This is a genomic window from Bradyrhizobium sp. CCBAU 53340, from assembly GCF_015291645.1.
In the GTDB taxonomy this organism is placed as follows: domain Bacteria; phylum Pseudomonadota; class Alphaproteobacteria; order Rhizobiales; family Xanthobacteraceae; genus Bradyrhizobium.
In genome coordinates this window covers 2,493,377-2,510,010 of sequence record NZ_CP030055.1, presented here as the reverse complement: position 1 = coordinate 2,510,010, position 16,634 = coordinate 2,493,377, and the positions used below count along the sequence as shown (strand labels likewise).

At 65.7% G+C, this 16,634-nt stretch carries 13 protein-coding genes; 3 read left to right on the top strand and 10 right to left on the bottom strand.

Translation table 11 applies throughout. From position 1 onward, the window contains the following. Positions 1-99: 99 nt before the first annotated feature. The 3 genes from XH89_RS11750 to XH89_RS11740 form a co-directional block, all read right to left on the bottom strand. A complete protein-coding gene (locus XH89_RS11750; protein WP_194467214.1) occupies positions 100-1,251 on the bottom strand; it encodes a DegT/DnrJ/EryC1/StrS aminotransferase family protein in 1,152 nt (383 codons plus the stop codon). Between the two features lie 46 nt (positions 1,252-1,297). After that, a complete protein-coding gene (locus tag XH89_RS11745) occupies positions 1,298-2,302 on the bottom strand; it encodes a Gfo/Idh/MocA family protein (protein WP_194467213.1) in 1,005 nt (334 codons plus the stop codon). 182 nt (positions 2,303-2,484) lie between these two features. Beyond that, positions 2,485-3,897, bottom strand: coding sequence for a mannose-1-phosphate guanylyltransferase/mannose-6-phosphate isomerase (locus XH89_RS11740; RefSeq protein WP_194467212.1), 1,413 nt, complete (start codon positions 3,895-3,897; stop codon positions 2,485-2,487). A 284-nt stretch (positions 3,898-4,181) separates the two neighbouring features. Here XH89_RS11740 and XH89_RS11735 point away from each other — a divergent pair, with 284 nt between their 5' ends. Together XH89_RS11735 and XH89_RS11730 are read left to right on the top strand one after the other, a co-directional pair. Then, the gene (locus XH89_RS11735; protein ID WP_194467211.1) at positions 4,182-5,141 is read left to right on the top strand and encodes a lysylphosphatidylglycerol synthase transmembrane domain-containing protein; all 960 of its coding nucleotides are present in this window, start codon (positions 4,182-4,184) and stop codon (positions 5,139-5,141) included. A gap of 35 nt (positions 5,142-5,176) precedes the next feature. Continuing rightward, positions 5,177-6,157, top strand: coding sequence for a glycosyltransferase family 4 protein (locus XH89_RS11730; RefSeq protein WP_371825228.1), 981 nt, complete (start codon positions 5,177-5,179; stop codon positions 6,155-6,157). On the opposite strand, the gene XH89_RS11725 is transcribed toward XH89_RS11730, so the two are convergent. The 6 genes from XH89_RS11725 to rfaD all read right to left on the bottom strand — a co-directional run bounded on the left by XH89_RS11725 (position 6,145) and on the right by rfaD (position 14,093). Next, on the bottom strand, positions 6,145-7,092 hold the full coding sequence (locus tag XH89_RS11725) for an NAD-dependent epimerase/dehydratase family protein (RefSeq protein ID WP_194467210.1): 948 nt from the start codon (positions 7,090-7,092) through the stop codon (positions 6,145-6,147). The two genes, XH89_RS11730 and XH89_RS11725, sit on opposite strands and share 13 nt — an antisense overlap. Next, positions 7,089-8,333: a glycosyltransferase family 4 protein gene (locus XH89_RS11720; protein ID WP_194467209.1), complete on the bottom strand. Its 1,245-nt coding sequence runs from the start codon at positions 8,331-8,333 to the stop codon at positions 7,089-7,091. The genes XH89_RS11725 and XH89_RS11720 overlap by 4 nt, the downstream gene beginning before the upstream one ends. 2 nt (positions 8,334-8,335) lie before the next feature. Next, entirely contained in the window at positions 8,336-10,249 is a 1,914-nt protein-coding gene (locus tag XH89_RS11715; protein ID WP_194467208.1) for a nucleoside-diphosphate sugar epimerase/dehydratase, read from the bottom strand. Positions 10,250-10,332: 83 nt separating this feature from the next. Next, complete coding sequence (locus tag XH89_RS11710) at positions 10,333-11,619, bottom strand: O-antigen ligase (protein ID WP_194467207.1); 1,287 nt, start codon at positions 11,617-11,619, stop codon at positions 10,333-10,335. Then, positions 11,616-13,100, bottom strand: a complete 1,485-nt coding sequence (rfaE1, locus tag XH89_RS11705) for a D-glycero-beta-D-manno-heptose-7-phosphate kinase (protein ID WP_194467206.1) — start codon at positions 13,098-13,100, stop codon at positions 11,616-11,618. Before rfaE1 ends, XH89_RS11710 begins: the two co-directional genes overlap by 4 nt. Before the next feature lie 12 nt (positions 13,101-13,112). Continuing rightward, the gene (gene rfaD / locus XH89_RS11700; RefSeq protein ID WP_194467205.1) at positions 13,113-14,093 is read right to left on the bottom strand and encodes an ADP-glyceromanno-heptose 6-epimerase; all 981 of its coding nucleotides are present in this window, start codon (positions 14,091-14,093) and stop codon (positions 13,113-13,115) included. A gap of 195 nt (positions 14,094-14,288) precedes the next feature. On the opposite strand from rfaD, the gene waaF reads away from it, so the two are divergent. Further along, the gene (gene waaF, locus XH89_RS11695; RefSeq protein WP_194467204.1) at positions 14,289-15,377 is read left to right on the top strand and encodes a lipopolysaccharide heptosyltransferase II; all 1,089 of its coding nucleotides are present in this window, start codon (positions 14,289-14,291) and stop codon (positions 15,375-15,377) included. Between the two features lie 164 nt (positions 15,378-15,541). On the opposite strand, the gene XH89_RS11690 is transcribed toward waaF, so the two are convergent. Then, positions 15,542-16,579: a glycosyltransferase family 4 protein gene (locus XH89_RS11690; protein WP_194467203.1), complete on the bottom strand. Its 1,038-nt coding sequence runs from the start codon at positions 16,577-16,579 to the stop codon at positions 15,542-15,544. Positions 16,580-16,634 lie beyond the last annotated feature (55 nt).

Genomic DNA, 16,634 nt, shown 5'->3' with positions numbered 1-16,634 from the left:
GGGTGTCTCGACGACAAAGACTCCCCCAGAGGAGAGAACCCTCACCCGGCGCTACGCGCCGACCTCTCCCGCAAGCGGGAGAGGTGAAGAAAAGTGAAATCACCCCGCAATCGCGCCGCGGACGGCGGCGATGATTCGCTCCTGATCGGCTTCGGTCAGATAGGCGTGCATCGGCAGGCTGATGACGTCCTGCGACAGGCTCTCGCAAGCAGGCAGACCGCCGTCGGCCACCGGATAGTGCTTGTAGGCGGACTGCTGATGCATCGACTTGCCGTAATAGACCGCCGTCGGCACGCCCTGGGCCTTCAGCGCGGCGGCGAAGCCATCGCGGTCGGTGCCTTTGGGGAGACGGATGGTGTACTGCGCCCAGACCGAGGTGTTGCCGGGGCTGAGCCGCGGCACGGTGACCACGTTGGACAGGCCGCGTGCGTAGCGCTCGGCCACCCTGTTGCGGGCCGCGATCTCGTCGTCGAAAATCTTCAGCTTCTCGATCAGGATCGCGGCCTGCATAGTGTCGAGCCGGCCGGTCAGGCCAAGGCGGATGTTGTCGTATTTGTCGGCGCCCTGCCCGTGCACGCGGATGCTGCGCAGCGTGGCGGCGAGCTCGTCGTCATCGGTGAAGATCGCGCCGCCATCGCCGAAGCAGCCGAGCGGCTTTGCCGGGAAGAAGCTGGTCGTGGTGGCGAGGCCGAAGGTGCCGAGCTTGCGGCCCTTATAGCTTGCGCCAAAACCTTGCGCGGCGTCATCGATGATGAAGAGGCCTTCGGCCGCGGCGATTTCGGCGATGGCATCGTGGTCGGCAGGCTGTCCGAACAGATCGACCGGAATGACCGCGACCGGCTTCAAGCCGGCCTTGCGCGCGGCCGCAATGCCGCGCTTGAGCGACTCCGGATCCATGTTGAAAGTCGTCTCATCGACGTCGACATAGACAGGCGTCGCGCCGGTCCGTGCCGCCGGCGAGGCGGTCGCGATGAAGGTGAAGGAGGGACACAGCACGGCATCGCCGGGCCCGACGTTCTTCGCCATCAGCACCATGAGAAGCGCATCGGTGCCGTTGGAGCAGGCCACCACGTGCTTGGCGCCGCAATAGGCCGCAAGCTGCTTCTCGAGCTCGAAAACTTCAGGACCGTTGACGAACTGGCAGTGGTCCATCACGCGCTTGACGGCGGCATCGAGCGAGGCGCCGAGCCGGGCGCGCTGCGAGGCGACGTCGATGAAGGGAATGGGTTCGGAACGAAGATGCTGGTTCATGGCCTGCTTCCTGGCGCCTTCCTGATTGGTCGACATGGAAAGGGTGTTAGCCGGCGACGCGGCGCGGGCTCTTGCGGGCGGGCGACGTCGCTGCGGGCCGCGACGGCGTCTCGAGGCACTGCGTTGCGATCTCGAGGCTGGCAACGCCTTCGTCGCCGGTGACCGCGGGGGTCTCGCCGTTGCGCACGGCCTTGAGGAAGGCGATCAGCTCGGCGCGCAGCGGCTCGTCATGGCCCACAGGCAGATGCCGCATCGAATAGCTGCCGTCAGGCTTGAAGCCGAAGCATTCGGTGACCTGGCGCGTCAACAGATCGCCCATCACATATTTGCCGCGCGTCGCAACGGTGACGCTACGCGCCTTGAACGGCGTCAGCCAGTTGGTGTTGATGTGCGCGAGCACGCCGCTGGCGGTGCGGAACTGCAGCAGCGCGATGTCCTCGCGCTCGGCAACCGCACTCGACAGCTGCGGCTGCACCTCGACGATGTCGGATTCGGTGAACCAACGAATGAGATCGATGTCGTGCACGGCAAGGTCGATGACGACGCCGACATTGGACATGCGCGGCGGGAACGGGCCGACGCGCGTGATCGCGATCGAGAGAATGTCCTCGCCCGCGATGGCCTGCTTGACGGCGGCGACCGCCGGATTGAAGCGCTCGACATGGCCGATCATCAGCGTGACGCCGGCCTTGTGCGCGGCGGCGACGATCTCGCGGCCCTCTTCCACCGTGGAGGCGATCGGCTTCTCGACCAGCACGTGGATGTTCTTGGCGATGCAGGCGAGCGCCACCTCGTGGTGCAGATGGGTTGGCGCTGCGATGGTGACGGCATCGACGCCTTCGGCGAGGAGCTGGTCGAGCGTCTCGAAGCTGTTGCAGCCGGCGAGCTCGGTGGCGCGCGTCCGATGCGCCGGCGAAGGATCGACCACGCCGACCAGGCTGACGCCTGGCAGACCGGCCAGCACGCGCGCATGATTGCTCCCCATCACGCCGGCGCCGATGACACCGACGCGCAAGCCGGCCTTGGCCGGTCGTGATCCCATGGAACTCATCTGAGCAAACCCCGATTCAACGCAAAATCCCCGAGCCGCTTCTAGCACGGCCGCCACAGATGTGGCGAATGCTGGTCGAATTGGCCGGACACGATTTGATTCAAAAAATTACACGTTCTCCGGGCCTTAGCCGTAGAAAGCGGGCTTTTGGGACCCGGATCGCGTGATTCGGAGTTCGCTGGTTACGACCTTTGATAGTCGTCTTCAATCCGGATGATGTCGTCTTCCCCGAGATAGGAGCCGGTCTGGACCTCGATCAGTTCCAGCATGATTTTACCGGGGTTCTCCATGCGGTGGACGGCGCCCATCGGGATGTAGATCGACTCGTTCTCGTGCACCGTCTTCACGGTGTCGTTGACGGTGACGCGGGCCGCACCACGGACCACGATCCAGTGCTCGGCGCGGTGGTGGTGCTTCTGCAGCGACAGCCGCCCGCCCGGCTTCACCACGATGCGCTTGACCTGGTGGCGTTCGCCATTGTCGACCGACTGATAGCTGCCCCAGGGACGATGCACCTTGAGATGCTCTTCGGTGACCTTCGGCGCGATCGCCTTCAGCTTGGCCACGAGACGTTTCAGGCCGTTGGCATCCTTCTGGCGCGAGACCAGAACAGCGTCGGCGGTCGCGACCACGACGAGATCGTCGACGCCTTCGAGCGCGACCAGCGCATGATCCGTCGTGACGTTGCAGTTGCGCGAATCCTCGAACACGGCGGTGCCGTGCGCGGCATTGCCTTGCGCATCCTTCTCGGACAATTCCCACACCGCGCGCCAGGAGCCGACGTCGGACCAGCCGCAGGACACCGGCACCACCGCCGCGCGCGAGGTCTTTTCCATCACCGCATAATCGATCGAGATCGCCTTTGCCGCGCCGAACGCCTGCGGCTCCAGCGTGACGAAGCCGAGATCGCGGCCGGCATTGGCGACAGCGCTGACCACCGCCTCCACGCTTGCCGCATCCACCTTGCGATATTCGTCGAGCAGCAGGCTTGCGGGGAACATGAAGTTGCCGCTGTTCCAGAGATAGCCGGAATTGACGTAGTCGGCGGCCGTCACCGCATCGGGCTTCTCGACGAAGCGCGCAACCGCGTGCACCTCACCTGATATCCCCTCGCCCGGACTGATATAGCCGTATTCGGTCGCCGGCCGCTCCGGCTTGACGCCGAAGGTGACGATGTGTCCCGTGCTCGCAGCCGCAAGACCTTCGCGGCAGGCCGCGACGAAGGCGGCGTTGTCCTGCACCACGTGGTCGGCGGCGAGCGCCAGCACGATCGCTTCACTGGTGCGGTTTTGCGCGAACGCCGCGCCGGCCGCGATGGCGGGGCCGGAGTCGCGCCGCATCGGCTCGAGGATCACGTCGGCCTCGATGCCGATCTCGGCGAGCTGTTCCAGCACCATGAAGCGATAGGCCGCATTGGTGATGACGACAGGACGGTCGAACAGCGCGGCGTCTGAAACACGCAGCAGCGTGTCCTGGAAGGTCGAGCGCGCGCCGAACAGCGGCAGGAACTGCTTCGGGCGCACCTCGCGCGAAGCCGGCCACAGCCGCGTGCCGGCGCCGCCGCACATGATCAGGGGGATTATGCGTTTGTCCATCGTCATCTCAAACCTTGAACTCGACCCGATACCAGGTGACAATATTGTGGACCCCGTGCGATCGGCTTGGATACTACACGGGCCGCGGCGTCAAGATAGGTGAAGCCGCAGCGCATTTTGCCATGGTTAAAGGGCCGGATCGGCTGGCCAGCCATGTCAGCTCCTGCCATGCCAGCTCTGGCCATGTCAGCTATTGCAAGATCGGCGCCAAAACCATACCAAAGTGGCCGAATTCGGCGCCTCGCGTCGGGTTGCCTCCCATCTTCGCAAACCCCGCGGACGAGATGCGCCGAATCCTGCTGTCGACGGCCAAAATCCTGATCTCCGCGGCGCTGCTCTATCTGGCGCTGCGCAAGGTCGACCTGACCGAGCTGCTGTCGCGCTTCACCGCGACAAGCCTGTTCTGGATCGCCATGGCGATCATGGTCACGTTCCTGCAGATCTTCGTCGGCGTGCTGCGCTGGCGTGAGATCAGCGCCGAATGCGGTGCGCCGCTCGAACTTCCCCGCGCCATGCGCTACAACGTGATCGGTTCCTTCTTCAACCAGACCCTGCCGTCCGCGATCGGCGGCGATGCGGTCCGGCTCTGGCTGGTGGCGCGCGCCGGCGCCGGATGGCGCGCGGCGACCTATTCGATCTTCGTCGATCGCGCCATCGGCCTCGTCGCCCTCGCGATCCTCATCGTCGCGAGCCTGCCCTGGAGCTATCGGCTCATCACAGATCCGAACGGCCGCTCGGCGCTGCTGCTGGTCGACTTCGCCGCGCTTGCCGGCGGCATCGGCTTTTTGATCTTCGGCGCGCTGAAATGGTCGCGGTTGAAGACCTGGTGGGCCACCCATCACATCCACGCCTGTGCCGTAATCGCCAACCGCGTCATCTTCAATCGGACGCGCGGACCCATCATCGCGGTCCTGTCGCTGCTGGTTCACGTGCTCGCCGTCGTCATCGCCTGGTGCGTGGTGCAGTCGATCGCAGCGCCGGTCAGTTTCGCCCAGGTCTTCCTGCTGGTGCCGCCGGTGATGCTGATCACCCTGATGCCGATCTCGATCGCCGGCTGGGGCGTGCGCGAGGCGAGCATGGGGCTGGCCTTCGGCTTCGCCGGGCTCGCGGCCAATGAAGGCGTCAACATCTCGCTGCTGTTCGGCGCGGTCTCGTTCATCGTCGGCGCGTTCGGCGGCCTGGTCTGGATCCTCAGCGCGGAGAAAGCCGCGCAAGGCTCGGCGCAGCTTGGGGTGCCGGAGTGACCACGTTCTTCGCTCCCGAAGGCGGTGCGACCGGACTGGCGCTGCTGGTGCTCGCACCGGCTGTGCTGGCTGCGCCGATCTCCGCCTGCACCACTTGGCTGAGCATGCCGCTGCTGCAGCGTTACGCGCTGGCGCGTCCGAACGCGCGCTCGTCACACAAGATTCCGACACCGCAAGGTGGGGGTATCGCTGTTGTCGCCGCTACCCTGCTTGTCGCCGGTGCTCTCGTCTCGATTTCCCTGCCCTTGATCGGCTCCGCCGTGCTGATCGCTTTGGTCGGGCTCGTCGACGACATTAGGCCCTTGCCTGTCTGGCTTCGACTTCTTCTGCAGGCGGGAGCCGTGGCTTTCATCGTATTCACCGCGCCGGAGGCGCTGCGGATCGTTCCGGCCTTGCCGCCTGCCGTTGAACGCACTCTCATTCTCATCGCTGGAATCTGGTTCGTGAACCTCGTCAATTTCATGGACGGGCTCGACCTGATGACGGTGGTCGAGGTAGTGCCTGTGACGGCCGCGCTCGGGCTATTCGGATGGTTTGGCGACCTCTCGCTGTCGACAACATTGCTCGCCACGGCCCTGTGCGGCGCCATGCTCGGCTTTGCACCGTTCAACAAGCCGGTCGCAAAGGTGTTTCTGGGCGATGTCGGCAGCCTGCCGATCGGCCTTCTGCTCGGCTGGTGCCTGCTCGAGCTCGCCTGGCACGGGCAACCGATCGCGGCGCTGCTGCTGCCGGCCTATTATCTCGCCGATTCCACCATCACGCTGTTTCGCCGCATCATCAGGCGCGAGCAATTCTGGTCGGCGCACCGTTCGCATTTCTACCAGCGCGCCACCGACAACGGGTTTACGGTTTCGCGCGTCACCGGCGAAGTATTTGCGCTCAACCTCGTGCTGGCGGCGCTTGCCCTCGTCACGGTTCGCGCCGGCTCGACGACGATCACATTGCTCGCGCTTGTTGCGGGCGCGATCGCGGTCGCCTTCGTGCTGCGACGTTTCTCCCGCCCTCAGGCGTCCTGAGCCGCCAGCGCCAGCCGCAGACCTTCGTCGAGCGACACCTCGGGCTGCCATCCCGTCGCGATTGCCTTGGAGACGTCGAGCTCGAGCGAGCCGATCAGGCTGTCATGCGTATCCTGCCGACCAAGCAGACCGAACAGCGAGCCCAGCAGCTCCGGCGACATGCCGAACAGCCGCGGGCTCTTGCCCGACGCCCGCGCCAGGCGCTCGATGAATTCGGGTGTCGAGACCTGCTCCCTGTCGGCCACCAGGAAGATCTCGAAATTGCTCGCGAGGTCCGGATGGGCCAGCCGGCGCAGGATGAAGGACGAGAGGTTCTGCACGGCAAGAAAGGCGCGGTGGTTGCGGATCGCGGCAAAGGGCAGCGGCACTCCCAAATTCACCGCGCGCGTCAGCAGTGCAAAATTGCCTTTGGCGCCGGCGCCATAGACCAGCGGCGGCCTGATCACCGAGATCTTCATGTCACTCTCGCGCGCCAGCGTCCGCAGGCCCGCCTCGGCTGCCGCCTTGGACATGCCGTAGAGGCCGCGCGGCGTCAGCACGTCACCCTCGCTGAACGGGGCACGGCCCTCATTGCTGCGGCCATGCACGAGGACGGTGCTGACGAAGATGAACTGGCGCACGCCGGCAGTCGCCGCAGAGCGCGCCAGGTGCAGCGTGCCGGCGATGTTGACGTTGCGGTAGAGCTGGACCGCGTGCTCCTCGTGCTTGTGATGCACACGCGCGGCAAGATGAACGACGGCATCGACGCCCTCGAGCGCTGCCGTCCAATCGGTGTCGGGACCGATCGTCTCGATGACGACCTCGTCGTCGAGGCCCTCGGGGCTGCGGACCGCGCGGCGGACCGACCATCCCTCGCGCACCAGGTCAGGCACGACGTGACGGCCGACGAATCCGCTCGCCCCCGTCACCAGCACAACCCGCTTGTTCTCGCTCATCGTTGCTCCCTCAGCTTCGGGTTGTGCAACAATTCCTCGATCAGCGCGGCATAGCCGTTCAACGCAGCGCTGCGATCGAACTTCGCTGCCGCCTTCACCGCACGCTCGGCCATGGCACCGTCCGGGGACTCGGACGCCGCGCGGATCGAAGCGGCGAGCTGATCGGCGCGCCCCGGCGTCACCACCCAGCCGAGCCCGTTCTCCACCACGGTCAAGGCCGCCTCGGCCTCGGGCTCGGAGACCAGCACGACCGGCCGGCCGACCGCCAGCAGATTATAGAAGCGGCTCGGCACCGACACCCCGGCGACATCCTTGCGGTACGGAATGATCCAGAGATCGGCCGCGGCCAGGAACGCCTCGAGCTCGGCATCCTCCACCCGCGCCACGAACGAGACATTGGCGAGGTTTGTGTCCGCCTGCAACTGCTTCAGCCGCTCGAAGCCGATGCCCCAGCCGGAGAGCAGGAAGTGAATGTTCGCGTCGTCCTTGAGCCGGCGCGCCGCCTCGAACACGATCTCGGGATCATGGGTGAAACCCAGATTGCCCGACAGCCCGACGATGAAGCGGGCCGAAAGGTGCTTGCGGAACGGATTGTCCTGTAACACCGGCCGCACGGCCGGCGCCAACGTCGCCCAGTTCGGGATGAAGCGGATCTTGTTCCGCGTCATGCCGGAATAGCTGAGCAGCGGGGCTTCCGCATCGCGGCCGATGGTGACGACGGCATTGAGCAGGCGGAACATCAGGCTGTTGGCGGCGCGCATCACGCCCGCAACGATCGAGCGCGGCTTCAACAGGCCCGTCATCACCAGCACGTCGGGAAACAGGTCGTGCATGATCAGCGCCGAGCGCGCGCCTTTGAGCCACGCCGCGACCGCCACCGCGTAAGGCAGCATGAACGGCGCCGTGACCGTCAGCACGACGTCGCCGCGTCGCAGGCACCGCAGCAGCGCGATGAAGATGCGCAGCACGAACAGCAGCTCGGAGAGGCCGCGCCGGAGCAACGCCGCCTTCCCCGCCATCCGGTTCCTGACGGCAATCACGCGCGGCTTGTCCGCACCTCGCTGCGAGGCCGGCAGCGCGCCTGGTGAGCCCGACAGCACGACGACCTCGTGCTCCCTGGCGAGACGGCAGGCGATCTCGGCCATGATCGCCGCGGTCGTGCTCGGATCCGGCGGATAATGCTGGCTCGCGACGACGATCTTGCCAGCGATCTTGTCTTCGATCTTGTCTTGCGGCTGCATGGTCAGGCCGCGGTCGACCCGAATTCGGGGACCGCATCCTTCAGGATGGTCCTGATGGTCGCCCGATCATCGCGCGCGATCGCCTGGTCGAGCGCGGCGATCCATTTGCGCAGCGTCAGCATCGGCGGCTCGTTCGGTTGCGCAGCCATGATGCCGGGGACGCCGATCTCGCGGGTCGGCTCCTCCGAGGCGAACAGGATTTCGTGCAGTCGCTCGCCCGGCCGCATCCCCGTGAACACGATCTCGATGTCGTAGCCGGGTTGCAGACCGGAGAGACGGATCATGCGCTCGGCGAGATCGACGATCTTCACCGGCTGGCCCATGTTGAGCACATAGACCGAGACGTCGGGACGCTGCGTGCCGAGCGCATGCGTCGCCGCGGTGATGACGAGATCGCAGGCCTCGCGGATAGTCATGAAGTAACGGACCATGTCCGGATGCGTCACCGTCACCGGGCCGCCGGCCTCAATCTGGGCCTTGAACTTCGGCACCACCGAGCCGTTCGAGGCCAGCACATTGCCGAACCGCACCGAGATCAGCCGCATCGGCGGCTTGGCGCCGGCGGCCCCCGCCGCAAGATCGTGATCGAGCGCCTGGCAATACATCTCGGCGAAACGCTTGGTCAGGCCCAGCATCGACACCGGCTCGATCGCCTTGTCGGTCGAAATCATCACCATGGCTTCGGCGCCGGCGGCCAGCGCCGCGTCGGCGACGTTGATCGAGCCGAAGATGTTGGTCTTGACCCCCTCGCTCCAGTCGCGCTCCAGGATAGGCACGTGCTTCAGCGCGGCCGCATGGAACACGATGTCAGGCTTGAACTCGGCCATCAGCCGCATGACGCGCTCGCGGTCGCGGATGTCGGCGATCCGCCCCTCGATCGTGGCACCCGTGCCATCCGCGGCGAGCGTCTCGGTGACCGCATAGAGCGCCGGCTCGGAATTCTCCAGGATCAGGAGGCGCGCGGCGCCGAAGGCGACGACGCGCTCGCAGATCTCCGAGCCGATCGAGCCGCCGCCGCCGGTGACGATCACGGCCTTGCCCTTGATCAGGGCTTCGAGGCGCGCATAGTCGATCTTTTCGCTCGGCCGCAGCAGGAGATCCTCGACCGCGACCGCGGTCAGCCGCGGCGTGTCGCCGCTCTCCAGCGAAGGCATGCGGTTGACGATCACGCCCAGCTTGCGCGCGCGCATCAGGATCGATTCCGGATGAGCCTCCGGCTCGAACGCCGACGGCGTCATCACCACGCGCGTGATCGCCTTGTTGCGCTTGGCGAAGTCGGCGACGACGTCCTCGATATCGTCGACCCCGCCCAGCACCGGCACGTTGCGGATGAGCTGGCCACGATCGGAGCTCGACGGCGACAGCACGCCGATCGGCCAGATCCGCTTGATCGCTCCGCTCTCGATGCCGCGCAGAAGCACCTCGGCATCCGCAGCGCGGCCGATCAAGAGCGTCGGGGCGGCATCCTCGGTGCGAGCATGGCGCCGCACCCGCGTATAGCGGAAGTAGCGGTAGGCCATGCGCAAGGCGCTGAGCGCGAAGATCTCGAGGAACCAATAGAGGACGATCGTCACCTTACCGAGGAAGAAGGCACCGCGGACGTTCGGGGCGACGAAGATGTAGTCGAGCGCCAGCAGCGCAACCGTCAGCACGGTCGCGACGCGGATGATGTTCATCGCGTCAGGCAGCGAGATGAAGCGCCACTTCGTCGTGGTCAGGTTGAAGATGAAGAACACGACCACGCTGAAGGCGAGGAAATAGGGCAGGATCTGGAACAGCAGCGGCAGGCGCTCGTAGAAGCCCTCGCCACCCTCGAAGCGCAGATAGAAAGCCACGAACAGCGCGGCCGCCGTCGCCAGCAGGTCGTGCAGCGCGATCATGAAATTGCGCAAAGTAAGATGCGAAAGACGCGTCATCCGCCGACCGATGAAAACCTGGTGAGTGCAACCTGACCGCGCTGATAGCCCATCTTAGACGGACTTGCCAGCCGCACGGCCGTTCAGGAACCCGCTTCCCCCATCTTGGCGTCGGTCTGTTGCGCCCGAATCACCATGCCGCCGGCAACGCCGACGCCGATGACGTACATCCAGCCCTCATGGAAGTCGAACAGATGGGAGTTGAACAGCGACGTGAAGACGTTCTGCACCACCACCAGAAGGCCGATCCAATTCGCAAACCCTTCGCCGCGAAACAGCAGGAAATGAGAAATCCAGATCGCGTACAGTACGACGATGCCGATAACGCCCCATTGCACGGCGACGTGCAGGGTCTGGTTATGCGGATTTGGGAAGACCCTGACGCCGGGAATCCATGACGGCTCGTTGGCGGCCCGCTCAAACAGTCCTTGCGAGGAGCCTGTGCCATGCCCCGCAAGCGGAGCTTGCACGAAGAACCGGATTGCGTGCCGCCAATATTCGAGGCGTTCGCCCATGGAGGTAGGGACGTTCTCCTGCATGTAGAGCCGATAGTCCCGCGAAAACGTGTCGGCCGTCTTGCGCAATTGAGGCGAGGCCTGCCAGGCAATGGCGGCGCCGACGATCAGTGCGGCGGAGATAATGGCGATGCTGCGCCATCTCAAATGAAGCATTGCGAAGACTGCGAGCATGATGGGCACGGTAACGAGCGCGGTACGCGACACCACCACGAAAACCATGTTGGCCATGAAGCTCAGCGCCAGCGCGATGAGCAGGCCGGCGAGCCAGAAGCGCTTCTCGCGCAGCAACAGCAGCGCGGGATAAGCGAGCGCAACCGCGCACAGGGTAAACTCCTGGCTCTGGTCGATGTAGTTCTTGACGAAGATGCCACGCTCGAGCGGGTCATAGGGCTTCAGCGACAGGCTGGGATAGAAGGCGACCAGCCACGACATCACCGACAGCAGCGCGCAGGACACCAGGAAGGCGACGAAGATCCAGTGTCCGCGCGGCGAGCGCTCGAAATGGTAGAGCAGCACGGGCAGCACGAGCAGCTTGACGGTGGGACTGAGCGCATAGAGGCGCGCGCCCCAGGCCGCGTCCGACCACAGCGTTCCCACCAGCGCGAGCAGGACCAGCGCGATCGGCGCCGCGCAGATCGGGCGCGCCAGCGACTGCAGGAAGGCCTTCCAGTCGAGGAACGGCACCATGCAGACCAGGAACGCGGCGTTGAAGATCGCTGTGAGCGAGGTCGACCACGGCAGCGAGGCCACCGTGAGGATCGCAAACAGATCGACCGTCTCGCCCCAGGCTGCCGGGCTGCGGAAACGCCGCCACAGCATCTGGACGGTCGTCTCCTGCGCAAGTGCCGTCACGTTGTCCCTCCGCGTGCGCGATGAACCAGCGCCGTCGTGCTGAAACCCTTCAGGATGTCCACCAGCACGACCACCCCGCCGGCGGCCTCGACGACCTCGTGGCCGACCACCTGCTCACGGGTGTAGTCGCCGCCCTTCACCAGCACGCTCGGGGTGATGCGCGTGATCAGGTTGATCGGCGTATCCTCCTCGAAGATGACGACGAGATCGACAGCTTCGAGCGCGGCCAGCACCTCGGCGCGCGCCCGCTCGTCCTGGACCGGACGATCCGCGCCTTTCAAGCGCCGCACCGAGGCATCGCTGTTCAGCCCGACGATCAGGCGGTCGCAGGCGGCGCGTGCCGCGGTCAGCACCTTGACGTGGCCGGGATGCAGGATGTCGAAGCAGCCATTGGTGAAGCCGACGCGCAGCCCCTCCTGCCTCCATTCGGCGAGCCGGGCATCGAGCGTATCAGCCGCGCTCACAACCTTCTCCTCGGCCGCGAGCGTGGCATGGGGCAGGATCTTGCGGCGCAGCTCGTCTGCGCTCACCGTGGCGGTGCCCTGCTTGCCGACGGCGACCGCGGCCGCCGCGCTCGCCATCCGCAGCGCCGTGTCCCAGTCCGCGCCCGCCGCGATCGAGACCGCGAGCGCCGCCGCGACGGTGTCGCCGGCGCCGGAGACGTCGCGCACCTTCACGGGGAAAGCGGGCACATGAACGGCTTCGCCATGGCGCGGCACGAGCGTCATGCCGTGCTCGCCCTGGGTCACCAGGATCGCCTCGCAATCGGCGAGCCGCATCACGTCCTCGCTGGCATCGACGATGCTCTGCGGCGTGTCGGCGCGGCTGCGGGTGGCTTCCGAGAATTCCTTGCGATTGGGCGTCAGCAGCGTGGCGCCGCGATAGATCGCCCAGTTCAGGCTCTTGGGATCGACGATCACGCGCTTGCCGGCCTGGCGCGCGGCATCGATGGTGTGGCGGATGACGCGCGCGGTCAGCACGCCCTTGGCGTAGTCGGACAGGAGCACGATGTCGGCGCGCGCGATCTGCGGCAGGATCGCCTCGATCAGCCTGGTTTCGACCTCATCGGAGGCCGCGATCGCCTGCTCCCAATCCGCCCGCAGCATATGCGTGGAGAAGTGCTCGGAAACGAAGCGAACCTTTCGCGTGGTGGGGCGCGACGGATCGCACACCAGCGCGCTCTCGATGCCGGCATGGTCTGCCAGCGCAGCCTTCAGCCGCGCCCCCGCATCGTCGTCGCCGACAAGACCGACGAAGACACAGCGCGCGCCGAGAGAGGCGATATTGCGCGCGACGTTGCCGGCGCCGCCGATATGGATCTCGCTGCGCTGGGCGGCGATGACGGGCGTCGGCGCCTCCGGCGAAATCCTGGACACCTCGCCATATACGAACTCGTCCAGCATGATGTCGCCGATGCAGAGCACCGTGCGACCGGAGATGGCTTGCGCCAGGGCATCGAAATCGAGAATGGGCGTCGGCATGATCTTGTGGCCTTAGCGGAAGCGGTCGGGCCGGTCGAGATAGTCGCCGACATAGGCCTTCACCGCGTCCTCGAGCGTCGTGAAGCCGCCGTTATAGCCGGCACGGTGGAGACGATCGACCTTGCTCTCCGTGAAATATTGATAGCTGCCGCGGATCTGCTCGGGCATGTCGACATAGTCGATGTTTGGCCTGGTGCCGAGCGCGGCATAGGCCGCCAGCATCAGGTCCTTGAAGCTGCGCGCCTTGCCGGTCCCGACATTGAACAGCCCCGACACCGATGGCGTCGCCAGCAGCCACATGATCACGCGCACGACGTCGTCGACATAGATGAAATCGCGGCGCTGGTCGCCGTCGGCAATGCCCTCGCGATGCGACTTGAACAGCTGCACGACACGGCCCGCCTTGACGTCGTCGAAGCGGCGCGCCAGCACGCTCATCATCGAGCCCTTGTGGTATTCGTTCGGCCCGAACACGTTGAAGAATTTCAACCCCGCCCATTGCGGCGGCAGCTTGTCGCCGCGTGCGACGCGCTCGGCAACCGCAATATCAAACAGGTATTTGCTCCAGCCGTAGAGATTCATCGGCCGCAGCTTCTTGAGCGCCGGGAGCGAGGCGTCGTCGTCAAAACCTTGTGCGCCGTCACCATAGGTCGCCGCCGAGGAGGCATAGATCAGCGGCACCGCATTGGCCGTGCACCAGTCGAGCAGACGCATCGAGAAGCGGAAATTGGTCTCGATCACGAGATCGCCGTCGGTGGCGGTGGTCTCGGAAATCGCACCGAGATGGATCACGGCATCGAGCTTGCGGCCGTTCAGCCAGTCGGGCAGCTCGGCCGGGGGCACGATATCCTCAAGCTGCCGCTTGGCGAGGTTGCGCCACTTGCCCTCGCTGCCGAGCAGATCGCAAACCACGACGTCGCTGCGGCCGGCCTCGTTCAGCGCGGCGACGACATTCGATCCGATAAAACCGGCCCCGCCGGTCACCAGCAACATTCCAACTATCCTGCCCGAATTTTGGGGTCCGATACCTGCCGTAGCGCATCATCTGCCAAAGTGTAAGCCTTTGCCAAAGTGCAAGCTGTTGCCAAGTGTAAGCATTTCTGGATCGGCGTTCTCCCCGGCTTTACCTGCCGGCCGGGAGCGGCTAACCGAACCGCCACATCAGAGCAGTTTCGGCCCCATCAACAAATGAACAATGATTCGCAATTTAGTGGGGAAGCAGATCGGAGCGACACACGCCCGATTCTGATCGTCCCCTATATGTGGATCGGCGATTTCGTCCGGAATCACACCGTGGTCCGGGTCCTCAAGCAGCGCTGGCCGAATCGGCCCGTGGACCTGCTGACCACCTCCCTGTGCGCCCCGCTGGTGGATTACATGCCCGGCGTGCGGGAAGGCATCGTCTGGGACCTGCCCCGCGGCCGCCTGGCCGTCGGCCGCCAGCTCGGCCTGGCGAAGCTGCTGCGGGAACGGAACTACGGCACGGCCCTGGTGCTGCCGCGGACCTGGAAGGCGGCCATCGCGCCCGCGCTGGCAGGCATCCCCGAGCGGGTCGGCTTCGTCGGCGAGTTCCGGTTCGGCCTGCTCAACCGCTGGCGCTGGGGCGAGAAGAAGCTGCCCCGCTTCATCGACAAGAACGCCGCGCTGGCCCAGCCTGACGGCGCCCCCCTGCCCCCCGAATGGCCGGTGCCGCAGCTGCGGGTCCCGGCCGAGGACATCACCCGGTGGCGCCAGGCCAACGGCATCAGCGCAGGCGCCGCCGTCGCGCTCGCCCCCGGCTCGGTCGGCGTCTCAAAGCGCTGGACCAGATATCCGGAGGCCGCCCGCCTGCTGGTCGAGCGCGGCCTCGAGGTCTGGGTGGTCGGCGGCCCCGCCGAAAAGGGCCTCGCCCAGGAGATCGTCGCGGCTGGCGGCCCTGGGACCGCCGGCGGCCCTGGGGTCCGCGACCTCACCGGCAACGACTTGCGCAACGGCGTGCTGGCGATGGCGGCAGCCGGCGTCGCGATCTCCAACGATTCAGGCCTGATGCATATCGCCGCCGCGTTGGGCACGCCTACCATGGGCATTTTTGGTCCCACCAGCCCCTATCTCTGGGCGCCGCTGAACGGCCTTGCGGCAACGGTGGTCCAGGACAAGGAAGTGCTGTCCTGCCAGCCCTGCCAAAGCACGATCTGCAAGATGAACGACCACCGCTGCATGCGGAACATCGCAGCGAGCGAGGTGGTGGGAATTGTGCAGCGGGTGCTGAGGGAGGCTGGGAAGCTGATTACGACCTGAGGTCGCCCACTGTGCCGATGATGACATCATGCCAGTGTTTTGCCCGACGCATCAAGAAAAATTCGTAAATTCCGCAGACTCCGCCGTGCGCGCCGCCAAGCCGTTGATTCCTCTGTCTCGGGCTACTGTGCATGGGGTTGTTTTCACGCTTCTTGGCCGCTGGCTCAGAGCAACGACCGATAGATCTCCCCGATCCGCGCCGCTTCGGCATCAAGGCTGAACTTGGCCAGCACCCGCGCCCGCCCCCGCTCGCCCATCGCAGTTGCCGCTGCGACATCGCGCATCAACGGCTCAGCCGCGGCCATCAGCGCATCAGCATCGCCCGTCGGAACCAGCACGCCGCTGACGCCATCCTCGACCACTAGCTCGGCAGCGCCAGCGCGCGCGGCGACCAGCGCGCTGCCTGCTGCCATGGCCTCGATCAGCGTCAGGCCAAAGCCTTCGTTGCGCGAGGTGAAGGCGTAGATCGTCAGCCGCTGATACCAGCGCTGCACCTGTTCGATCGGCAGCTCGCCGGTGATGACGATGCGCGATTGCAGGCCAGATGCTTCGATGCGCTTCTTCAAGTCGTTCGCAAAGGGTATCTGCTCGGCCGTGACTTGCCCGACGATCACGGCGGTGAAGTCCGGATGGCGCGGCAGCAACCGGCACATCGCATCGACGAATACATCGGTTCCCTTCTGGGCGCGCACGCGGCCGAAACAGCCGATGGCGTAGCGACCGGGCAGCGCGGTTTCCGCGAACGCCGCGGCGCGATCGTGCGGCGGCGCGTACACGTCGGTGTCGACGCCGTGCGGGATCACCGTCGCCTTCACCTTCAGGAACGAGGCCGAGATATCTGACGTGGCGATGATCGCGTCCATCTGCCGGATCAGCCAGCGCGTGATCCAGCTGTGATGCCGTTGCGCCGCCGAGGTGAACACCAGCTTGAGCGGCCAGCCGAGCGCGCGCAGCAAGACGCCCGCGATCATCTCGTTGTTGCGCCGCGCATGCCAGATCAGCGGCCTTCTGCGGCGCCAGAGCTTGAGGAGATCGGCGACGTCGAGCCGCGCGATCCCCTCCGGCGCGTCCGAGCCGAACCACGCGGCGCGGTACAGCTTTGCCAGCCGCGGCGCCACCATCCGGTTGGTCGCGGTGACCCCGGAATAGCGCCTGTGCAGATTTGGCACGATCACTTGCAGATCGGCTGGAGAATTCGCCACGTCATGCTCCGTTTGGTGACCCCCTATACGCAACATTAAGCATAGTGACCAGTTC

What these genes read in the sequence shown, in the direction of transcription:
- XH89_RS11750 (WP_194467214.1), bottom strand. Translation starts at nt 1,251, where the DNA reads ATGAACCAGCATCTTCGTTCCGAACCCATTCCCTTCATCGACGTCGCC.
- XH89_RS11745 (WP_194467213.1), bottom strand. Translation starts at nt 2,302, where the DNA reads ATGAGTTCCATGGGATCACGACCGGCCAAGGCCGGCTTGCGCGTCGGT.
- XH89_RS11740 (WP_194467212.1), bottom strand. Translation starts at nt 3,897, where the DNA reads ATGGACAAACGCATAATCCCCCTGATCATGTGCGGCGGCGCCGGCACG.
- XH89_RS11735 (WP_194467211.1), top strand. Translation starts at nt 4,182, where the DNA reads ATGCGCCGAATCCTGCTGTCGACGGCCAAAATCCTGATCTCCGCGGCG.
- XH89_RS11725 (WP_194467210.1), bottom strand. Translation starts at nt 7,092, where the DNA reads ATGAGCGAGAACAAGCGGGTTGTGCTGGTGACGGGGGCGAGCGGATTC.
- XH89_RS11720 (WP_194467209.1), bottom strand. Translation starts at nt 8,333, where the DNA reads ATGCAGCCGCAAGACAAGATCGAAGACAAGATCGCTGGCAAGATCGTC.
- XH89_RS11715 (WP_194467208.1), bottom strand. Translation starts at nt 10,249, where the DNA reads ATGACGCGTCTTTCGCATCTTACTTTGCGCAATTTCATGATCGCGCTG.
- rfaE1 (WP_194467206.1), bottom strand. Translation starts at nt 13,100, where the DNA reads ATGCCGACGCCCATTCTCGATTTCGATGCCCTGGCGCAAGCCATCTCC.
- rfaD (WP_194467205.1), bottom strand. Translation starts at nt 14,093, where the DNA reads ATGTTGCTGGTGACCGGCGGGGCCGGTTTTATCGGATCGAATGTCGTC.
- waaF (WP_194467204.1), top strand. Translation starts at nt 14,289, where the DNA reads ATGAACAATGATTCGCAATTTAGTGGGGAAGCAGATCGGAGCGACACA.